We start from the raw sequence: 17,476 nt of genomic DNA, 5'->3' as shown, positions 1-17,476 counted from the left end.
ATGCGCGCCCCGACGACACCGCTGCGCCCGCAACCGGACTCGTTGTGGCGGGCGATAGCCGCGCCGATGAGCACCGGCGCACCGCTCGCACGCGATATCGATGTCGAAGTGGCGATCATCGGCGCGGGCTATTCGGGCTTGAGCGCCGCCTATGCGCTGCAAAAGCGCGGCGTCGAATGCGCGGTGCTCGATGCGAATCCGATCGGCTGGGGCGCAAGCGGACGCAATGGCGGCGTGGTGTCGTCGAAGTTTCGTCTCTCGTTTGCGACGATCGCGAGCACGCATGGCATCGATGTCGCGAAGCGCATGCATCGGCTCGCGCACGATGGCGTGCGCACCGTCGAGGCGTTCGTCGACGAGTTCAAGCTCGAACGCGCGCGCTTCGAACATACGGGCAGCCTGCGTTGCGCGCATACGGAACGTGCGCTCGCATCGATATGCGCCGAGGCGGACTGGGTTCGCACGACGCTCAACGATACGTCGATGAGCGTGCAATCTCGTGCTGAAGTCGAACATGAGACAGGCTCGAAGGGCTTCGTCGGCGGCGTGTTGAGCGCGGACGCGGGCACGATCCTGCCGCTCGAATACGTGCGCGGCATCGCGGCCGGTCTGATCGCGCGCGGCGTGCCGATCTACGAAGCGACGCCTGTCATCGACATGTCGCTCGAACAGGACGGCCGCGTGCTGTTGACGGCGCCCGGCGGCACGGTGCGCGCGAAGCAGGTCATCGTCGCGACGAACGCCTATTCGAATCTGACCGAGGCAACCGCTTCATATCATCGCGAGCTCGTGCCGTTCAGAAGCGCGATGATCGCGACCGCGCCCTTATCTCCGGAACTCGATGCGCAGTTGATGGTGAACCGCCGCAGCTACACCGAAACGCGCCGCATGATGAAGTGGTTCCGCAAGGTCGATGGCCGCATGTTGTTCGGCGGCCGCGACGCGTTCGGCAAGGAAGGCGAGCCGACCGGCTTCGATGCGCTGCAACGCGCGATGGTCGCGCTCTTTCCGCAATTGAAGGACGTGCCGGTGGAATTTCGCTGGTCGGGTTATGTCGGGATGACCTTCAACGCATTGCCGCACGTGGGCCGCAGCGACGATGCGACCACGTTCTGTCTCGGCTATAACGGCGCGGGTGTCGCGATGGCCAGCCTGATCGGTCAGCATGCCGCTGCGCTTGCGCTCGGTGAGAAGCCCGAACTCGCGCTGCTCGCGCAAGACGGCTTGCGGCCCGTACCGTTTCATGCGTTGCGCGCGCCGGGTGTGCGGCTCGTCGCTGCGTGGTATCAGTTCCTCGATGCAGTAGGTGCATGATGACGACAGCCAAACGGATTCTCCAGGACCCCGCCGTGATGCAACCCGCGACGATCGATCCATCGGTGCGGCATCAGCGACGCGAAGACCGCGCGATGCTGCTGTTGATGGCGCCCGCGCTGTTCGTGGTCGTCGTATTGCTCGTCGTGCCGCTCGCGTGGCTGTCGTGGCAATCGTTCTATCACGACGGCGTGTTCTCGCTCGTCAATTACAAGCGTGTCTTTACCGGTGCCTATCTCGACACCTTTCTGCTGACGTTCAAGCTCAGTTTCATCGTGACGGCGATTACGCTGCTGCTCGGCTATCCCGTCGCGTATTTCGCGGCATCGATATCGCCGCGATGGAGCGCGCTCGTGCTCGGCATGGTGATTCTTCCGTTCTGGACGAGCGTGCTCGTGCGAACGTATGCGTGGCTCGTGCTCTTGCAACGCACCGGTCTCATCAACAAGGCGCTGCTCGGCATGGGTCTGATCGAGCGCCCGTTACAGCTTTCGTATAACCAGTTCGGCACGATCATCGCGATGGTGCATATCCTGTTGCCGTTCATGGTGCTGCCGCTCTACTCCGCGATGCAGAAGATTCCGCCAAATCTCTCGCAAGCAGGTGCGAGTCTCGGCGGTTCGCCGCTGCATGTGTTCTTGCGCGTGTTTCTGCCGCTGTCGATGAGCGGGGTGCTCGCGGGCGTCACGCTCGTCTTCGTGCTGTGCCTCGGCTTCTATATCACGCCCGAGCTGATGGGCGGCGGCAAGTCGATGATGGTGTCGATGATCGTGAGCCGCAACGTCGAGATCTACAACAGTTGGGGCGCGGCAAGCTCGGTGAGCGTGGTGCTGCTTATTTGCGTGTGCGCGATCTTCTATTGCGTGAGCCGCGTGATTCCGCTCGAAAAGACACTGGGGGCGAAATGAATACCTTATCGTTCGGCCGCGTGACGCTCGGTGCATCGGTGATGCTGATTCTCGCGTTTCTGATGATTCCCGTGGTCATCGTCGTGCCGCTGTCTTTCTCGGATGCGCGTTTCCTCACGTTTCCGCCGCCTGCGTATTCGTTGCGCTGGTATCACGCGTTCTTCGATAATCCCGCGTGGATCGATGCGGCGAAGACCACCTTTGCGGCCTCGACGTGCGCGGCCTTGATCGCGACGCCGGTCGGCATCGCGGCGGCATACGGCATCCAGTACGGATCGCACTGGTCGTTGCGCTATCTGCGCACCTTGCTGATGCTGCCGCTGATGGTGCCGATCATCATCGTTGCAGTGGGCGTGTTCTTCGTCTTCACGCAGATGGGTTATGTGAACACGCTTGGCGGTCTCATCATCGCGGATACGATGCTCGGCCTGCCGTATGTGCTCATCTCCGTCGGCGCGGACTTGCGCACGTTCGATCGCACGCAGGAGATGGTCGCGCGCAGTCTCGGCATGAATCGCTTTCGCGCGTTCATGGCGGTGACGTTGCCGCAGATCAAGGCGAGCGTGATCTCGGGTGCCGTGTTCGTGTTCATTCAGGCGCTCGATGAAACCGTCGTTGCGCTCTTCATTTCGGGCGGCAACAATCAGACGCTCACGCGCCGCATGTTCGTCACGCTGCGCGATGAAATCGATCCGACCATCGCCGCCATCAGCACGATGCTGACGGCGTTGACCTTGTGTCTCGTGATGATCGTCGTCGTGAGCCGGCGATCTTCGGCTGCGGCGCGAGCCTGAATCTTTCACAACGAAAAACCATGCGACATCTACAGCAGTTCTATATCGACGGCGAATGGGTCGAACCATACGGCGATACACGTTTGCCGGTCATCGATCCATCGACTGAAGAAGCGATCGGCGAGGTCGCGCTCGGCGATGCGCGCGATGTCGATCGCGCGGTCGCGGCGGCGCGGCGTGCGTTCTCATCGTTTTCACGGGCGAGCGTCGCAGAGCGCGTAGCGTTGCTCGAGCGTTTGCTCGAAGCGTATGTCGCGCGTTACGACGAGATGGCCGATGTCATCTCGCGCGAGATCGGCGCACCGGCGAAGCTCGCTCATGCGTGGCAGGCGGCGCTCGGCAAGCGTCATATCGAAGAGACGCTGCGCACGGTCGAACGCTTTCAATGGCAACGCAAGAAGGGCACGACGCTCGTCAATTACGAGCCCGTGGGCGTGGCCGCGCTCATCACGCCGTGGAACTGGCCGATCAATCAGATTGTCTGCAAGGTCGCGCCTGCGCTCGCGGCGGGATGCACGGTGGTGTTGAAGCCGAGCGAAGTGTCGCCGATGAACGCCGTGCTTTTCGCCGAAATCGTCGATGCGGCCGGCGTGCCCAAAGGCGTCTTCAATCTCGTCAATGGCGATGGTCCGACCGTCGGCGCGGCATTGAGCGCGCATCCGGATGTGGACATGGTGTCGTTCACCGGATCGACGCGCGCGGGCATCGAAATCGCGAAGCTGGCCGCGCCGACAGTGAAGCGCGTGCATCAGGAACTCGGCGGCAAGTCGGCGAACATCCTGCTGGACGATGCCGATTTCGAAGTAGCCGTCACGGCCGGCGTGAATTCGTGCTTCAGCAACAGCGGTCAATCCTGCAATGCGCCGACGCGAATGCTCGTGCCCGCATCGCGGCACGACGAAGCGGTGCAGATCGCGTTGCGCGCAGCGCAGAAGCAGCGCGTCGGCTCACCGAGCGATCCGGCGACGACGATGGGCCCCGTCGTCAGCGACGTGCAGTTCGAACGCGTGCAGCGGCTGATCGATGTCGGCATAGAAGAGGGCGCTGCACTGGTGACGGGCGGCGCGGGGCGTCCCGCTGGACTCGAACGCGGTTATTACGTGAAGCCGACCGTGTTCGCTAACGTGAATCCTTCGATGACCATCGCGCGCGAGGAAATCTTCGGCCCGGTGCTCGCGATCATGCCGTATCGCGATGAAGAAGAAGCGATCGCCATCGCGAACGACACGCCTTATGGCCTGGCGGCTTACGTGCAATCGCAGGATCAGGAGCGCGCGCGCCGCGTGGCGATGAGAATGCGCGCGGGCAGTGTCTACGTGAACTATCCGGCGTGGGATCCGGGCTCGCCGTTCGGCGGCTACAAGCAGTCGGGCAATGGGCGCGAATATGGCGAGTGGGGACTGGAAGCGTTTCTCGAAGTGAAGGGCATCGTGGGTTACGGCGCCTGAGTCACGGCGTGCGCGGCCGGTTCATGCTTGTCGAGGACCGTGCCGCGCAATGCATCCGCCACGCGCTCGGCGATCATGATCGTCGGCACGTTCGTATTCGCGCATGGAATCGACGGCATCAACGACGCGTCGCATACATGCAGACCTTCGATGCCATGCACCGCGCCGCGCGCATCGGTCACGGCCAGCGGATCGCTCGATGAACCCATGCGGCACGTTCCCGACGGATGCCATGTCCCGCCGACATGGCGCATGACGAACTCGGTCATCTTGCGATCGTCGGCGAGCAGTTCGTCGATCGTAATGCCTTGCGTCACGACGCCTTTGATCAACGCACCACGCAACGGCCCGGCGATATCGAGCAGCGCGCTCAACGCGCCGCGCTGGAGCGCATTCCATGTTCCCGGCACCGCCACCGCTGCAACGCGCGGTGAATAGCTCGACGGAAAGATCGCATCCATCGAAGCCGATGCAAGCGTTGCAGCGCCGAAACGCAGCGCGAGCTTGAGCCGTTCGAGATCGCGGGAATCGGAGAGCATCGCGAAGTCGACGTTGGGTTCATCGAATGCATTCGCCGATGCCAGCGTGACGCGTCCGCGCGAATAGGACTTGTTGACCCAGAAGAAGATCGTGCCCAGCCGATAACCCACCGAATGCCAGCCCGAACGCGACAGGATCGCGCCGTGCATGTCGCCTTGAACGGTGTCGGCCAGGCCGGATGAAAAGCGCACGATCGCCTGCTCGTGATGTTCATCCGGAAACGGCGTGCGTGCGGCGCGCGGCAAAAACGCGGAGACCGCTATCGAAGGATGTTCCATCAGATTGCGCCCGACGCCGGGACGATCGGCCACTACGTCGATGCCGAGCGCGGCGAGTTCATCGCCGGGGCCGATGCCGCTTCGCATCAGCAATGCGGGACTGTGAATCGCACCCGCCGATACGATCACGCGATGCGCGCGCAAGTCTTGACGCGTGCCGTCGGCGCGAACGATGCGCGCACCGATCGCGCGCTTGCCATCGAACAGAATGCATTCGACGACATCGCCGGTGCGTATCGTCAGATTGTCGCGAGCGCGCGCGGCATCGTCGAGATAGCAAACCGAGGTCGGTATGCGTTCTCCGTTCGCGCTGACCGCGATCGCACCGATGAACGTGCCGTCTTCCCAAGGTCCGTTCTGATCGTCGCGCAAGGCGTGGCCCCTATCGGCAAGCGAGGCGAGCACCGTGCGCACGAACGGCGAAATGCGCGGCCATGCCGTGCGTTGAATGCGTAACGGGCCATCGCTGCCGTGCAGCGGGCCGGTGACATCGCAATCGGTTTCCAGCTTGCGAAAGTAGGGCAGACACGCTTGCCAGTTCCAGCCATCGGCGCCAAGCGCTTCCCATTCATCGTAATCGGATGGAGAGCCGCGATTGGCCATTAACGCATTGATCGCCGAGCCGCCGCCGAGAAGCCGCGCCTGTTCATAGCGTCGCAGCGCGGCGCGTTCGCTCATGCGCGCTTTCAATGCCTGCCAGATGTTGCGCGTGTCGAGATAAGCGCGGCCCGGATAGCGGCTGCGGATGGCATCGGGCATCGTGCGCGCGGAGATGTCGCGGCCCGCTTCGACGAGACACACGGTCGCGCGCGCATCTTCGGAAAGGCGCGCGGCCAGCACGCAGCCGGCCGAGCCGCCGCCAAGAATCAGAAAGTCGAACACGTCGGCGTTATTGCATGAACTTGAGCCAGCGCGCCTTCGCCTGAATGCCGGACTCGGAAGCCCACCATTCTTCGGAAAGCAACGCCTGCTTCGCCGCATTCGCGGGCGCGCTCGGCAATTCGGATGCGCGCTTGTCGGTGATCTTGCCGGTCTTGAATGCAGCCGGATTGCCCGGACCGTAATCGATATAAAGCGGCAGATTCGCCTGCAATTCCGGCGATACGGCCGCGTTAAGGAAGCGCACGGCTTCGTTCATGTTCGGCGCGTTCTTGAGGATGCAAAGCTGCGTGTTCTGCAGAATGCCGTCGTTGAACGTGAAGGCGACATCCGGATTGTCCTTCATTACGGCGCTCGCGCGGCCGTTCCAGATCATCGTCATGTCGACTTCGCCGTCGTGCAGCAATTGCGCCGACTGTCCGCCCGAAGTCCACCAGACCGTAACGTTCGGCTTGATCTCTTCGAGCTTCTTGAACGCGCGATCCACGTCGAGCGGATAGAGCTTGTCGCGCTGCACGCCATCCGCGAGCAGTGCGGCTTCGAGCACCGTCATCGGATCGTTGCGCAGTGCGCGCGTGCCGGGGAAGTTCTTGACGTCCCAGAAGTCCTTCCAGCTTTGCGGCACTTTCTTCAGCGACTTCTTGTTATAGCCGATGACCGTCGAATAGAACTCGTACGCCACCGAATAGGGCGTGCGGTATTTTTCGGGAATGGCTGCGGCGTTGGGTAACTTCGAGAAGTCGAGCTTTTCGAGCAGCCCTTCGCGCCCGCCGCGCAAGCAGTTCGACGTGGGCGTATCGACGACGTCCCAGATCGGCTTGCCGGTTGAGCCTTGCGCCTTGATCTGCGGCCACGCATCCGGAATGCTGTCCTGGTTGATCGTGATGCCGAGCTCTTTCGCGGCGGGATCGAGAATCGCCTTGGTTTGCGCTTCCTGATACGCGCCGCCTTGCGATACGAACGTGATCTTGCCCGCTGCGAACGACGGCGCCGCGCTCGCGATGGAGAGCAGCAATGTCATGGCCAGCGGACGAACGGGAAAGTGCGGACAGCGGAATCTTGCAATCTTCATCACGGCGTTTTCCTCGACAAGATTGAAGCAGTGGACGTCCTGCAGATCGCGGTCCCGTCCGGCTTCGAGCGAAGACGAGGACGGCGCGCGGATGACTAAAAATATATTGAGTCAAATAGGCGGGGGCAACGCCGGAATTGTTGGAGTGACCATGACCTGATGTTATGTCAGCGCAATGGCCACGTCCGATGCACGTTCAGAAGATCACGTAGACCTTGCGCATGGTTTCATCGACTTCCCATGTGCCTTCGGTGTTCGCCGCGAAGAAGAGCGTATCACCGCCGGTGAAGTGGATCGTGTCCTCGCCATCGGGCGTGAAGCGGCCACGGCCGGCCAGAAAATGCATGACCTCCGCTTCCTTCACCGAACGCCGGTACGTGCCCGGCGTGCATTCGAATACGCCCGTATCGATTGCTTCGCTGCCGGGAATCACTTTTTGCACGCCGGATATCTTTATTTCGTGCGTGCCGGGAAGTCCCGCCGTGCCCCAGTCTTCCAGTCCTTCGATTGCTATGCTCTGTTTGAGTTGCTGTACTTTCATTTGCTTTCTTGCCTCTTGATGGTTTTGGGTGATTGCCGGATCCCGTTATCGCGTCGGTCTATTAGCGTTGCCCCTGTGCGGGGCGGCAGTCACTTTCTTTGCCGTCGACCAGAGTTAGCGCTTTAGCGCTTACTCTGGTCCTGTGCAGAGAAAGTAACCAAAGAAAGCAGCTTCCGATACGCCCGCGGTCACACGCAGTTTGGGTAGTCCTCTCGTCGTTCGTGGGCTGCCTAAAGAGTGCCCTCATAGGCACCATCGGGCTTGGCTCGCGCACGGTCTGCCACATCGCACCACACAACAAACTGGTTCAGCACCAAATAGCTCCGGCTCGCTTCGCGGCCGACCGGTCAATCGGGAATGCGCGTGCTTCTCTAAAAACGTCTCCATCTCGCCGCCTTCGCCGGACGTTGGTTTCCCTTGCATACCCGGCGGCAGCGCGTAGCGCTGTGCCGAAGGTCTTTCGTGCTGAACCAGCGCGCTCGAAGTTATTGGGCGGCGGACCGTGCGCGAGCCAAGCCCGGTTATTGTGATGAGGGCACTCTTTAGGCGAGTGCCATCGAGGACGAGAGAACTACCCAAATTGCGTGTGACCGCGGGCCTGAAAAGCTGCTTTCTTTGCTTACTTTCTTTGCAGCAGCAAAGAAAGTGAGTGCCGCCCCGCACAGGGGCAACGCTAATAGACCGACGCGAAAGCGGGATCCGGCGACTACTGGAAGGAAAGTGAGTGCCGCCCCGCACAGGGGCAGTGCTGATAGACCGACAAGTACACGGGATCCGGCGACCTCACATCACAACCGTAGAACAGCGCTTCAACGAGCAAAACCACCTGCAACTCGAATGCGCCGTTCGATCTTGCCGAGCCGCACGACCGTCACGCCCGGACGCAACTGCCGCAGCGACGGCATCACGAGCATGCAATCGTCATAGGGCGTTTCGACCGCAACGCCCTCCGCCCAGCCGATCACGCTGCCCGCTTTCGGAAACACTTCGAGCCCCGTGTAGGCATCGGCGAAACGGAAGTCCATGCTCCTGGCTACGACCGGTTCCGTCACACGGACAACGAGCATTTCCTGCGGCGATGGCTGAACCCATCCGGCGGGCAAGTCTTCTTCGTCGATCACGCCGGATAGCAAAAGAAAGCGCGCGGTCACGTCGCGCGCGACGGTCACGGCATTCGCTTCCCAGTGCTGTCCGCATTCGATGAGCAACGCGTTCTTGTCGCTCGAAGGATCGCCGAAGCCTTCGTAATCGCGCATGCGCCGTCCTTCCGGATGACCTTCGTCGCAGATCACGGTCGCAGGCGTGCCGAGCCTCGCCGACAAGTCGATGCCTTTATCGAGCGGTCCCGCGACGATCAACGGCTTGCTCTTCTCGTGCATCGAATGAAGATCGAGCAGGAGGTCCACCGTATCGATGACGGGCCGCATCGCGCGGGCGCGGCGCAGCTCGCTCGAATCGCGCGACATGTCATCGAGCGCTTGCGCGGTCCATACACGATTGAAGTCCTGATCGACGAAGCGCGATGCATCGGGCTTGCTCGCATCGAAACGCGCGTAAGCATCGACGTTCGCGAACGCGAGCGTGAGCTTGCCGCGCCGCGGGCGCAGTCCGGCACGCAGCAAGGCATCGACGACGATCGCGCCGCACACTTCGTTGCCGTGCGTGAGCGCGTTGATCATCACATGCGGACCGTCGATGCCCGAATCGAACGTATGCACATACGGCACGCCCGCGTTGCCCGAGGCATGCGCGCCGATATCGGGGAACGCGATCTCGATCGGGTATGCGTTTGAATGCGCGTTCATTCGAGCCCGCCCTGGCAGAGATATTTGATCGAGAGGTAATCGTCGAGGCCGTACTTCGAGCCTTCGCGACCATAGCCCGATTCCTTGACGCCGCCGAACGGCGCGGCCTCGCTCGCAATCGCGCCTTCGTTGATGCCGACGAGTCCCGATTCGAGCAGACGCGATACGCGATCGATGCGCTTCAGGTTCTGGCTATAGAAGTACGCTGCGAGGCCGAAAGGCGTGTCATTGGCGGCGCGGATCGCCTCGGCTTCGTCGTCGAAGCGAAACAGCGGCACGACCGGGCCGAAGGTTTCTTCGCAGCTCAACTGCATGTCGGACGTTGCATCGGCGAGCACGGTCGGCGCGTAATAGTTGGGGCCGAGTTCCGCGAGACGCCTGCCGCCCGTCAGCGCGCGTGCGCCGCGCTTCAACGCGTCGTTTACATGACGCTCGATCTTTTCGACCGCGCGCGCGTTGATCATCGGGCCGATCTGCGCATCGGAATCAGTTGCAGGCGCAACTTTCAATGCGGCGACGCGCTTCGCGAGCAGGTCAGCGAACTTGTCATACACGGACGACTGCACATAGACGCGATTCGGGCACACGCAAGTCTGTCCGCCATTGCGGAATTTCGATGCCATCAATCCGGTGACGGCGGCATCGAGATCGGCATCGTCGAATACGATGAAAGGCGCATTGCCGCCGAGTTCCAGCGACAGCTTCTTCAACGTGCCCGCCGATTCCCGCGCGAGATACTTGCCCACCGGCGTCGAGCCGGTGAAGGTGATCTTGCGCACGCGGCCATCTTCGAGCCAGTCGGCGACCGCGTCCTGCGCGTTTTCGCGCGATGCGCTGATGAGATTCAACGCGCCCGCCGGCACGCCCGCTTCATGGGCGAGCATCACGAGCGCGAGCGCCGTGAGCGGCGTATCTTCGGCCGGCTTGCCGACGACCGTGCAACCCGCCGCGAGCGCGGGCGCGATCTTGCGCGCAATCATCGCGAGCGGGAAATTCCACGGCGTGATCGCAGCGACGACGCCGACCGGTTCCTTCACCGCGCTCATGCGCTTGCCGCGTTGCTGCTGCGGAATGATGTCGCCGTAGATGCGCGTGGCTTCGTCCGCGAACCACGCGACGTAAGACGCGCCGTACATCACCTCGCCGCGGCCTTCCGCGAAGGGCTTGCCCTGTTCGAGCGAGATGAGACGTCCGAGCGCATCGGCATGCTCGACGATCAGCGCGTGCCAGCGATGCAGGACCGCGGCGCGATCTTTCGGCAGCGTATCGCGCCACGCGGGGAAGGCGCGCGCGGCGGCATCGGTGGCGGCGCGGGCATCGGCGGGGCCGCTGTCGGCCACTTGCGCGATGACGTCGCCCGTCGCGGGATCGGTGACGGCGAAGCGTCGGCCGCTTGCAGCGGCAACCCATTTGCCGTCGATGAAGTTATCGGCGCGAATCAGATCGCTCAGTTCATATCGTTGCGTCATGATGGTCTCCAGAAAAGTCAGGCGAGCATTTGCGCAATGGCCGCGCCGACTTCCGTCGTCTTCGCCTTGCCGCCGAGATCGCCTGTATGCGGACCTTCCTTCAATACCGCCGTGATCGCGGCAAGCATCGCATCGTGTGCTTCGCGTTCGCCGAGGAAGTCGAGCATCATCGCCGCCGACCAGATCATCGCGACGGGATTCGCGATGCCCTTGCCCGCGATATCCGGCGCGGAGCCATGCACCGGCTCGAACAACGACGGGAAGTTGCGCTCCGGATTCATGTTGGCCGAAGGCGCGATGCCGATCGTGCCCGTGCAGGCCGGACCGAGATCGGAAAGAATGTCGCCGAAGAGATTGGTGGCGACGACCACATCGAAGCGATCCGGGCTCAGTACGAAGCGCGCGCACAGAATGTCGATGTGCTGCTTGTCCCACTTGATCTCGGGATACTGCGCGGCGATTTCGGCGGCGCGCGTATCCCACCACGGCATGCTGATCGAAATGCCGTTGCTTTTAGTTGCGACGGTAACTTTCTTCTCGCGCTTTTGCGCAAGATCGAATGCGAACTTCAACACGCGCTCCGCGCCCTTGCGTGTGAAGATCGACGTCTGCGATACGAACTCGCGTTCAGTGCCTTCGAACATCGTGCCGCCGACCGATGAATACTCGCCTTCGGTGTTCTCGCGCACGATCATGAAGTCGATATCGCCCGCCTTGCGATTCGCGAGCGGCGAGGGCACGCCATCGAAAAGACGAGCGGGGCGCAGATTGATGTATTGATCGAACTCGCGCCGGAATTTGAGCAGCGAGCCCCACAGCGAGATATGGTCGGGAACGGTATCGGGCCAGCCGACCGCGCCGAACAGGATCGCATCGGCATCTTGCAACTGCGCCTTCCAGTCGTCCGGCATCATCTGGCCGTGCTGCGCGTAGTAATCGCAACTTGCCCATTCGATATGCCGGTACTCCAGTTCGATACCGAAGCGCTTGCTCACCGCGTCGAGCGCGCGCACTGCTTCGGGCATCACTTCCTTGCCGATGCCGTCGCCCGGAATCACGGCAATACGATATTTGCTGGACATGTGCTACTCCGCGTGAAAATGATCGACGATAAAAAGCACGCACGTGCATAAAGCGCGTGCGTCCGTTGAATGCATGAGAATGAGAGGCGCGCGCCTCAGTGATGGTTCTGCGAGAAGAGCGTTTCGAGCGGGTAATGCGTCTTCACGAACGACGTCTTGATGATGACGTAGCTGAAGTACTTCTCGATGCCGATGCCGCGCTCCAGCAGCCCTTCGATAATACTTTGATAGTGACTCACGCTGCGCGTGACGAACTTGAGCAGATAGTCGTAACCGCCGCTCGCGAGATGACATTCGACGATCTCGTCGACATCCTTCACGGCATTCACGAAGTTGATGAAGTCTTCGCGGCGATGATCGGCGAGCGTGACTTCGGTGAAGACCACCTGCACGTCGCCGAGCTTTTCGAGCTGAATCTGCGCGCCATAACCGACGATATAACCCGCCTTTTCCAGCCGTTTCACGCGAATCAGGCAAGGGCTGGGCGAGAGGCCGACCGCATCGGCGAGTTCCACGTTCGTGATGCGCCCGCGCTTCTGCAATTGCGAGAGGATACGCAGATCGATTCGGTCCAGCTTGCTGTCGGTGCTCATCGCGGCGGGTTCGGTCTCGCATGTCGGCGGTCGGTCGATGTTATCACGCAGCCGCGCGCGAACTGAAGCCCGATGCGCCTTTCAATGCATCGCGCACGTCGCTTTGCGCGAGTACATCGTCGAGTGTCTTCGTGAGGCGCTCGAACAGCATGTCGAAGTTCGCTTCGGTATAACAAAGCGCGGGCGCGAAGCCGAGAATGTTATCGCCGAATGCGCGGAACACGAGGCCGTTTGCATAAGCTGCGGCGGCAATGCGGTCGGGCAGCTTGAGCGATGCATCGAAGCCGCGCTTGCTGTTTTTATCGGCGACGAGTTCGAGCGCGCCGAGCAAGCCGCGATGCCGCGAATCGCCGACGAGCGGATGATCGAGCAACGCATCGAGCCCTTGCGCGAAACGCGGCGCCAGCGACTGCGCATTCGCGAGCAGGCCGCCTTCGTGATACAGCCGCATCACTTCGAGGCCGATCGCTGCGCTCACCGGATGCGCCGAATACGTATGTCCATGACCGATGACCGCCGACACATCTCCGCCATCCGCGATGCCCTGGTAGACCGCATCGGACATGAGGACCGCGCCCATCGGCGCATAACCCGCGGTGAGTCCCTTCGCGACCGTCATCAGATCGGGCTCGACGCCTTCGCCTTCGCACGCGAAGAGCGGGCCAGTGCGGCCGAAGCCCGTGATGACTTCATCCGCGACGAAGAGGATATCGAGCTTGCGGCACGCTTCGCGCATCGCCTTCAGCCAGCCTTTGGGCGGCACGATCACGCCGCCCGAGCCTTGAATCGGCTCGCAGAAGAATGCGGCGACGTTGTCCGCGCCGAGTTCCGCGACCTTGGCTTCGAGCGCTTGCACCGAAGCGGCGATGAGCGCGGCGTCATCGGCGTAATCGTTGCGGTACGCGTACGGCGAAGGAATGTGATGCTGCGTCGGCAGCGGCAAATCGAAGTTGCGATGGAACGCAGGCAACGCGGTCATGCCCGCGCCGATCGACGACGATCCGTGATAGCCGCGTTGCAGCGCGATGAAATGCTTCTTCGACGGACGGCCCGTCGCGTTGTAGTAGTGCGTGATGAAGCGCAGCGCGGAATCGACGGCATCGGAGCCGCCGAGCGTGAAGTACACATGTTGCAGCGAAGCAGGCGCGAGCTCGACGAGCTTCGCGGCGAGTTCGATGGCAGGCTCCGAGCCGAAATGAAAATAGCCCGTGGCGTAGGGCAGTTTCGCCATCTGCTTCGCGGCGGCCTCGACGATGCTCGCGTGTCCATAACCCGTGTTCACGCACCACAGGCCGGAGAACGCATCGAGCAGTTCGCGGCCTTCGATGTCGCGCAGGAACACGCCATCGGCGGAATCGAGCACGGTGACGCCGCGCGCTTCATGCGCGCGATAACTGACGACTGGATGAATCAGATGCTTACGGTCGGACTCGACAAGCGACTTGATCGACATGATGCGGCTCTCTCTTCGCGAAGGGGGCGGAATGGCTCTTGACCGTTTCATACTATCGGCAGAGCCGCATCGCGTGCATCGCCAAAAAAATCGCCAAAAAGCGAATCCGCAGCGTTTTGCGGGGGGCGCGCAGCATTTTCTGCTGCGGCCTTCGCGGTCTTTGCCCGACGATTCAATAGCCGCGCGTGCGGTCGATTTCGCCGATCATGCGCTCGCCCGCGCGATGACGGCGCAAGTTCTCCAACACCATTTCGACGGCGGTTTCGGGCCGCGTGGCGCTCGCGATATGCGGCGTGAGACGCACACGCGGATGCGTCCAGAAAGGATGCTCGCGCGGCAAGGGCTCGGGATCGGTGACGTCGAGAATCGCGGCGTTCAGATGCCCGCTATCGAGCGCATCGAGCAGATCCTGCTGGATCACATGCGGACCGCGCCCGACATTGATGAACGATGCGCCCTCCGGCAAGGTCTCGAACACGCGTTTGCCGATAAGCCCGCGCGTCGCATCCGTGAGCGGCAGCAGGCACACGAGGATATCGGTGCGCGCGAGAAACGCATCGAGCGATGCCGCGCCCGCATGACATTCGACGCCTTCGATCTCATGCGGCGAACGGCTCCAGCCCGCGCAATCGAAGCCGAACGCACGCAGCGTGTTCAGCACGGCGGTGCCGAGCATGCCGAGACCGAGCACGCCGACGCGCCGCGTCGAAGCCGCGCGCACCGGCATCTCGCGCCACACGCGCTCGCGTTGCTGCGCGGCGTAATCGAAAAGATCGCGATGAATCGTGAGCACGGCTTGCGTCACATACTCGACCATGCCTTCGACGATGCCCGGCTCCGTCATCCGCACGACCGCGACATGCGGCGGCACGCCGGACAGATCGAACTGATCGATGCCCGCGCCGACCGAGAAGATCACGTCGAGATTGGGGAATGTCTGCATGACATCCGCGGGCGGCTGCCACGCGGCGAGATAGCGCACGGCATTGGCATCGCCGATATCGGGCCATACGCGAAACGGCACGTCGGGCGCTTTCAGCGCGAAGTGCGTGGCCCATTGCTTGCCGCGTTCGGGATCGGCTTTATAGAGGATCGTCATCGTGTTCAACCCAGCGCCTGGTTGATGATCGCAAACTGCGCTACCGATGCGTCATGCGGCGGCGTGCCATTGCGCGCCATTTTGATGACGGTATCGACGCGTTTCATGCCGATGCTTTCGAGCCACGCCGACAAGCCGCTTTCATCGGGCGTGTCGATGCGCGTGAACCTGCCTTCCTCATGCGCGAGCCAATGGGCGATGAGCGCTTGCGCGCGGCGCGCGTGCTGCGCGTCGGCGGTGACGGAGACCACCGGACCGATCGCATGGCCGCGCCCGAATTCGCGGATCAGTGCGAAGCCCAGCACTTCGCCGTCGCGTTCGAGCACGATGCCGTCGGCAACTTTCAGCAACGCAGGCAGGAGCGCGCTTCGATCGAGTCCGCTTGCGCGCGATGCAAGCGCGACGAGTGCATCCGTATCGCGCGGATCGATCGCACGCAGGCGCTCGCCTTGCGCGAGATCGATGCGCGGCACGGCGAAATCGGCGGATTGATGCTGATGAATCGCACCGATGCGCGCGAACCCGAGCTTCGCGTAAAGCGGCTCGCCTGCGGGCGTCGCGTGCAGCACGGTGATGCGCTTGCCGAGCGCTTCGAGCAGCAGTTCCATCAGCTTGCGGCCGATGCCTTTGCCCTGGCAGTCCGGCGCGACGATCACCATGCCGAGCGATCCGCCATCGTCGCCGTACTTCCAGCACAGCGCGGTGCCGACGACACGCTCGCCTTCCTGCGCGATGAAGCCCGCGCCGGCGTCGAGCACGAAGCGCCAGTCGTCGGCGCGATGCGGCCATTTGACTTCGACCGAAAGCGCGTGAGCGGCGGCGATGTCATCGGCGGTGAAAGGGCGATACAGCAGAGTGGATGTTTCGGCAGCGGACACGGCATGCTCCACGTCAGAGGATGCCCGCCACTGTGACACGCGGCCCTCGCTCGCGGATAGGACGATCCTGTTGCTTACGCGGCGCTTGCCTTGTTGCGCATTCCGAGCCACGTCAATCCGGCCGCGCCGAATCCAAGCGCCGCGACCGCGATCCACAACGCGATGGAAAACGATCCGGTGTGCGCGGCGATCGGTGCGGCGACGAGCGGTCCCGCGATCTGACCGAGCCCGTATGAGGCGGTCGCGTATCCCATCAATCCGGCTGCGGCTTCGCCACGCAGACGGCGCGCTTCGCGCATCGCGAACAGGGTGATGGCCGTGAACGGCAAGCCCAGCAGCAGACTGCCGATGCCGAAGCCGAGCGCGCTCGGAAACACGATGCCGAGCAAGATGCCGAGCGCCTGAATCAGATAGCACGCAGCGCAAAGCAGCCGGTTGTCCCACGACAGCGGCAGCCGCGCGGCGACCAGCGCGCCGGCGATCAGCGCCAGTCCGAAGGCAGGCCAGAAGAGATCAGGCCACGGCGAGGCCGGCAAGGCCTGTCGCGCGATGACGGGCAGAAACGTCGCGGTGATGATGTAGCCGAATCCCGCGAGACCGTAAAGGCCGACGAGCCCGATCGAATCGACGCGCGCCGATGCGTTCGCCACGCTTTTGGCGGCATGCGCCGGGCTGCGCGCGACCGGCGCCCGATGCGCGAACGCCTGCCACACGAACACGCCCGCCACCGCCGAGCAGAGCGCGAATCCGATCCATACCGATGGCGCGGGCACGCCGAGCGCCGCGGCGGCCGCGCCGAGCAAACCGGTCGCGACGATGCCCACGCCCGGCCCCGCGTAGATGACGCCGGCGAGACCGTGCGCATCGAGTTCCGCGAGCCGGCGCAATCCCCATTGCGACGCGAACACGAAGGCCCACGCGCTGACGACGCCCGCCGCGAAACGTATCGCGGCCCACATCCAGAAGAGATGGATGATGCCCATCGCGAGCGTCAGCGCGATGGTCCCCGCGAGCGCGAGACGCACCATGCGCGCGTGATCGATGCGGATCGCCGCGCACGACAACGCGCCGATCAGATAGCCGGCGTAATTGGCCGATGCGAGCCAGCCGCCGTGCCGGATATCGAGCCCGCCGCTGTTGAGCATCAGCGGAAGGAGCGGCGTGAAGGCGAACCGGCCGACGCCGAGCGCCACCGCCAGCACGACGGCGCACGCGAGCGCGGCGTTTCGGGCGTGATGCGCGGGCAGCGGCGAAGCGTGAGCGTGCGAGGCCATGAGTCGGTCGGCGAAGAAGGGATAAACCCCATCGTAGCTTGACCGATCC

General features: G+C 62.9%; 15 protein-coding genes. 4 read left to right on the top strand and 11 right to left on the bottom strand.

Going from position 1 to position 17,476, the window contains the following annotated elements; translation table 11 throughout:
* Genes NCR93_RS26350 through NCR93_RS26335 form a run of 4 tightly spaced genes read left to right on the top strand, consistent with a single transcriptional unit; the run spans nt 1 to nt 4,464 of the window.
* A complete protein-coding gene (locus NCR93_RS26350; RefSeq protein ID WP_175981454.1) occupies nt 1–1,314 on the top strand; it encodes an NAD(P)/FAD-dependent oxidoreductase in 1,314 nt (437 codons plus the stop codon).
* Nucleotides 1,311–2,222: an ABC transporter permease gene (locus NCR93_RS26345; RefSeq protein WP_008346976.1), complete on the top strand. Its 912-nt coding sequence runs from the start codon at nt 1,311–1,313 to the stop codon at nt 2,220–2,222. The genes NCR93_RS26350 and NCR93_RS26345 overlap by 4 nt, the downstream gene beginning before the upstream one ends.
* On the top strand, nt 2,219–3,016 hold the full coding sequence (locus NCR93_RS26340) for an ABC transporter permease (RefSeq protein WP_008346975.1): 798 nt from the start codon (nt 2,219–2,221) through the stop codon (nt 3,014–3,016). Before NCR93_RS26345 ends, NCR93_RS26340 begins: the two co-directional genes overlap by 4 nt.
* A 20-nt stretch (nt 3,017–3,036) precedes the next feature.
* Entirely contained in the window at nt 3,037–4,464 is a 1,428-nt protein-coding gene (locus tag NCR93_RS26335) for an aldehyde dehydrogenase family protein (RefSeq protein WP_175981456.1), read from the top strand.
* On the opposite strand, the gene NCR93_RS26330 is transcribed toward NCR93_RS26335, so the two are convergent.
* The 11 genes from NCR93_RS26330 to NCR93_RS26280 all read right to left on the bottom strand — a co-directional run bounded on the left by NCR93_RS26330 (nt 4,452) and on the right by NCR93_RS26280 (nt 17,427).
* Nucleotides 4,452–6,164 carry a GMC family oxidoreductase gene (locus NCR93_RS26330; protein WP_175981458.1) on the bottom strand — a complete coding sequence of 571 codons (1,713 nt, stop codon included), beginning with the start codon at nt 6,162–6,164 and terminating at the stop codon, nt 4,452–4,454. The two genes, NCR93_RS26335 and NCR93_RS26330, sit on opposite strands and share 13 nt — an antisense overlap.
* 7 nt (nt 6,165–6,171) lie before the next feature.
* Complete coding sequence (locus NCR93_RS26325) at nt 6,172–7,233, bottom strand: ABC transporter substrate-binding protein (protein ID WP_008346971.1); 1,062 nt, start codon at nt 7,231–7,233, stop codon at nt 6,172–6,174.
* Nucleotides 7,234–7,429: 196 nt separating this feature from the next.
* Entirely contained in the window at nt 7,430–7,774 is a 345-nt protein-coding gene (locus NCR93_RS26320) for a cupin domain-containing protein (protein ID WP_175981460.1), read from the bottom strand.
* Nucleotides 7,775–8,583: 809 nt separating this feature from the next.
* Nucleotides 8,584–9,579: a M14 family metallopeptidase gene (locus tag NCR93_RS26315; protein ID WP_175981462.1), complete on the bottom strand. Its 996-nt coding sequence runs from the start codon at nt 9,577–9,579 to the stop codon at nt 8,584–8,586.
* Nucleotides 9,576–11,048, bottom strand: coding sequence for an NAD-dependent succinate-semialdehyde dehydrogenase (locus tag NCR93_RS26310; protein ID WP_175981464.1), 1,473 nt, complete (start codon nt 11,046–11,048; stop codon nt 9,576–9,578). Before NCR93_RS26310 ends, NCR93_RS26315 begins: the two co-directional genes overlap by 4 nt.
* Before the next feature lie 17 nt (nt 11,049–11,065).
* Complete coding sequence (locus NCR93_RS26305; RefSeq protein WP_008346962.1) at nt 11,066–12,130, bottom strand: tartrate dehydrogenase; 1,065 nt, start codon at nt 12,128–12,130, stop codon at nt 11,066–11,068.
* 95 nt (nt 12,131–12,225) lie between these two features.
* Nucleotides 12,226–12,723: an Lrp/AsnC family transcriptional regulator gene (locus NCR93_RS26300; protein WP_008346961.1), complete on the bottom strand. Its 498-nt coding sequence runs from the start codon at nt 12,721–12,723 to the stop codon at nt 12,226–12,228.
* A 43-nt stretch (nt 12,724–12,766) separates the two neighbouring features.
* A complete protein-coding gene (locus NCR93_RS26295) occupies nt 12,767–14,176 on the bottom strand; it encodes an aspartate aminotransferase family protein (protein WP_175981466.1) in 1,410 nt (469 codons plus the stop codon).
* Between the two features lie 172 nt (nt 14,177–14,348).
* Nucleotides 14,349–15,275: a 2-hydroxyacid dehydrogenase gene (locus tag NCR93_RS26290; RefSeq protein ID WP_175981695.1), complete on the bottom strand. Its 927-nt coding sequence runs from the start codon at nt 15,273–15,275 to the stop codon at nt 14,349–14,351.
* A 5-nt stretch (nt 15,276–15,280) separates the two neighbouring features.
* A complete protein-coding gene (locus NCR93_RS26285; RefSeq protein WP_175981468.1) occupies nt 15,281–16,153 on the bottom strand; it encodes a GNAT family N-acetyltransferase in 873 nt (290 codons plus the stop codon).
* A 74-nt stretch (nt 16,154–16,227) separates the two neighbouring features.
* Nucleotides 16,228–17,427, bottom strand: coding sequence for a YbfB/YjiJ family MFS transporter (locus tag NCR93_RS26280; RefSeq protein ID WP_175981470.1), 1,200 nt, complete (start codon nt 17,425–17,427; stop codon nt 16,228–16,230).
* Between the last annotated feature and the right edge of the window lie 49 nt (nt 17,428–17,476).

It is taken from the genome of Caballeronia sp. ATUFL_F1_KS39 (assembly GCF_023630985.1).
Classification (GTDB): Bacteria; Pseudomonadota; Gammaproteobacteria; order Burkholderiales; family Burkholderiaceae; genus Caballeronia; species Caballeronia zhejiangensis.
This window is presented reverse-complemented; position numbering and strand designations above follow the sequence as displayed.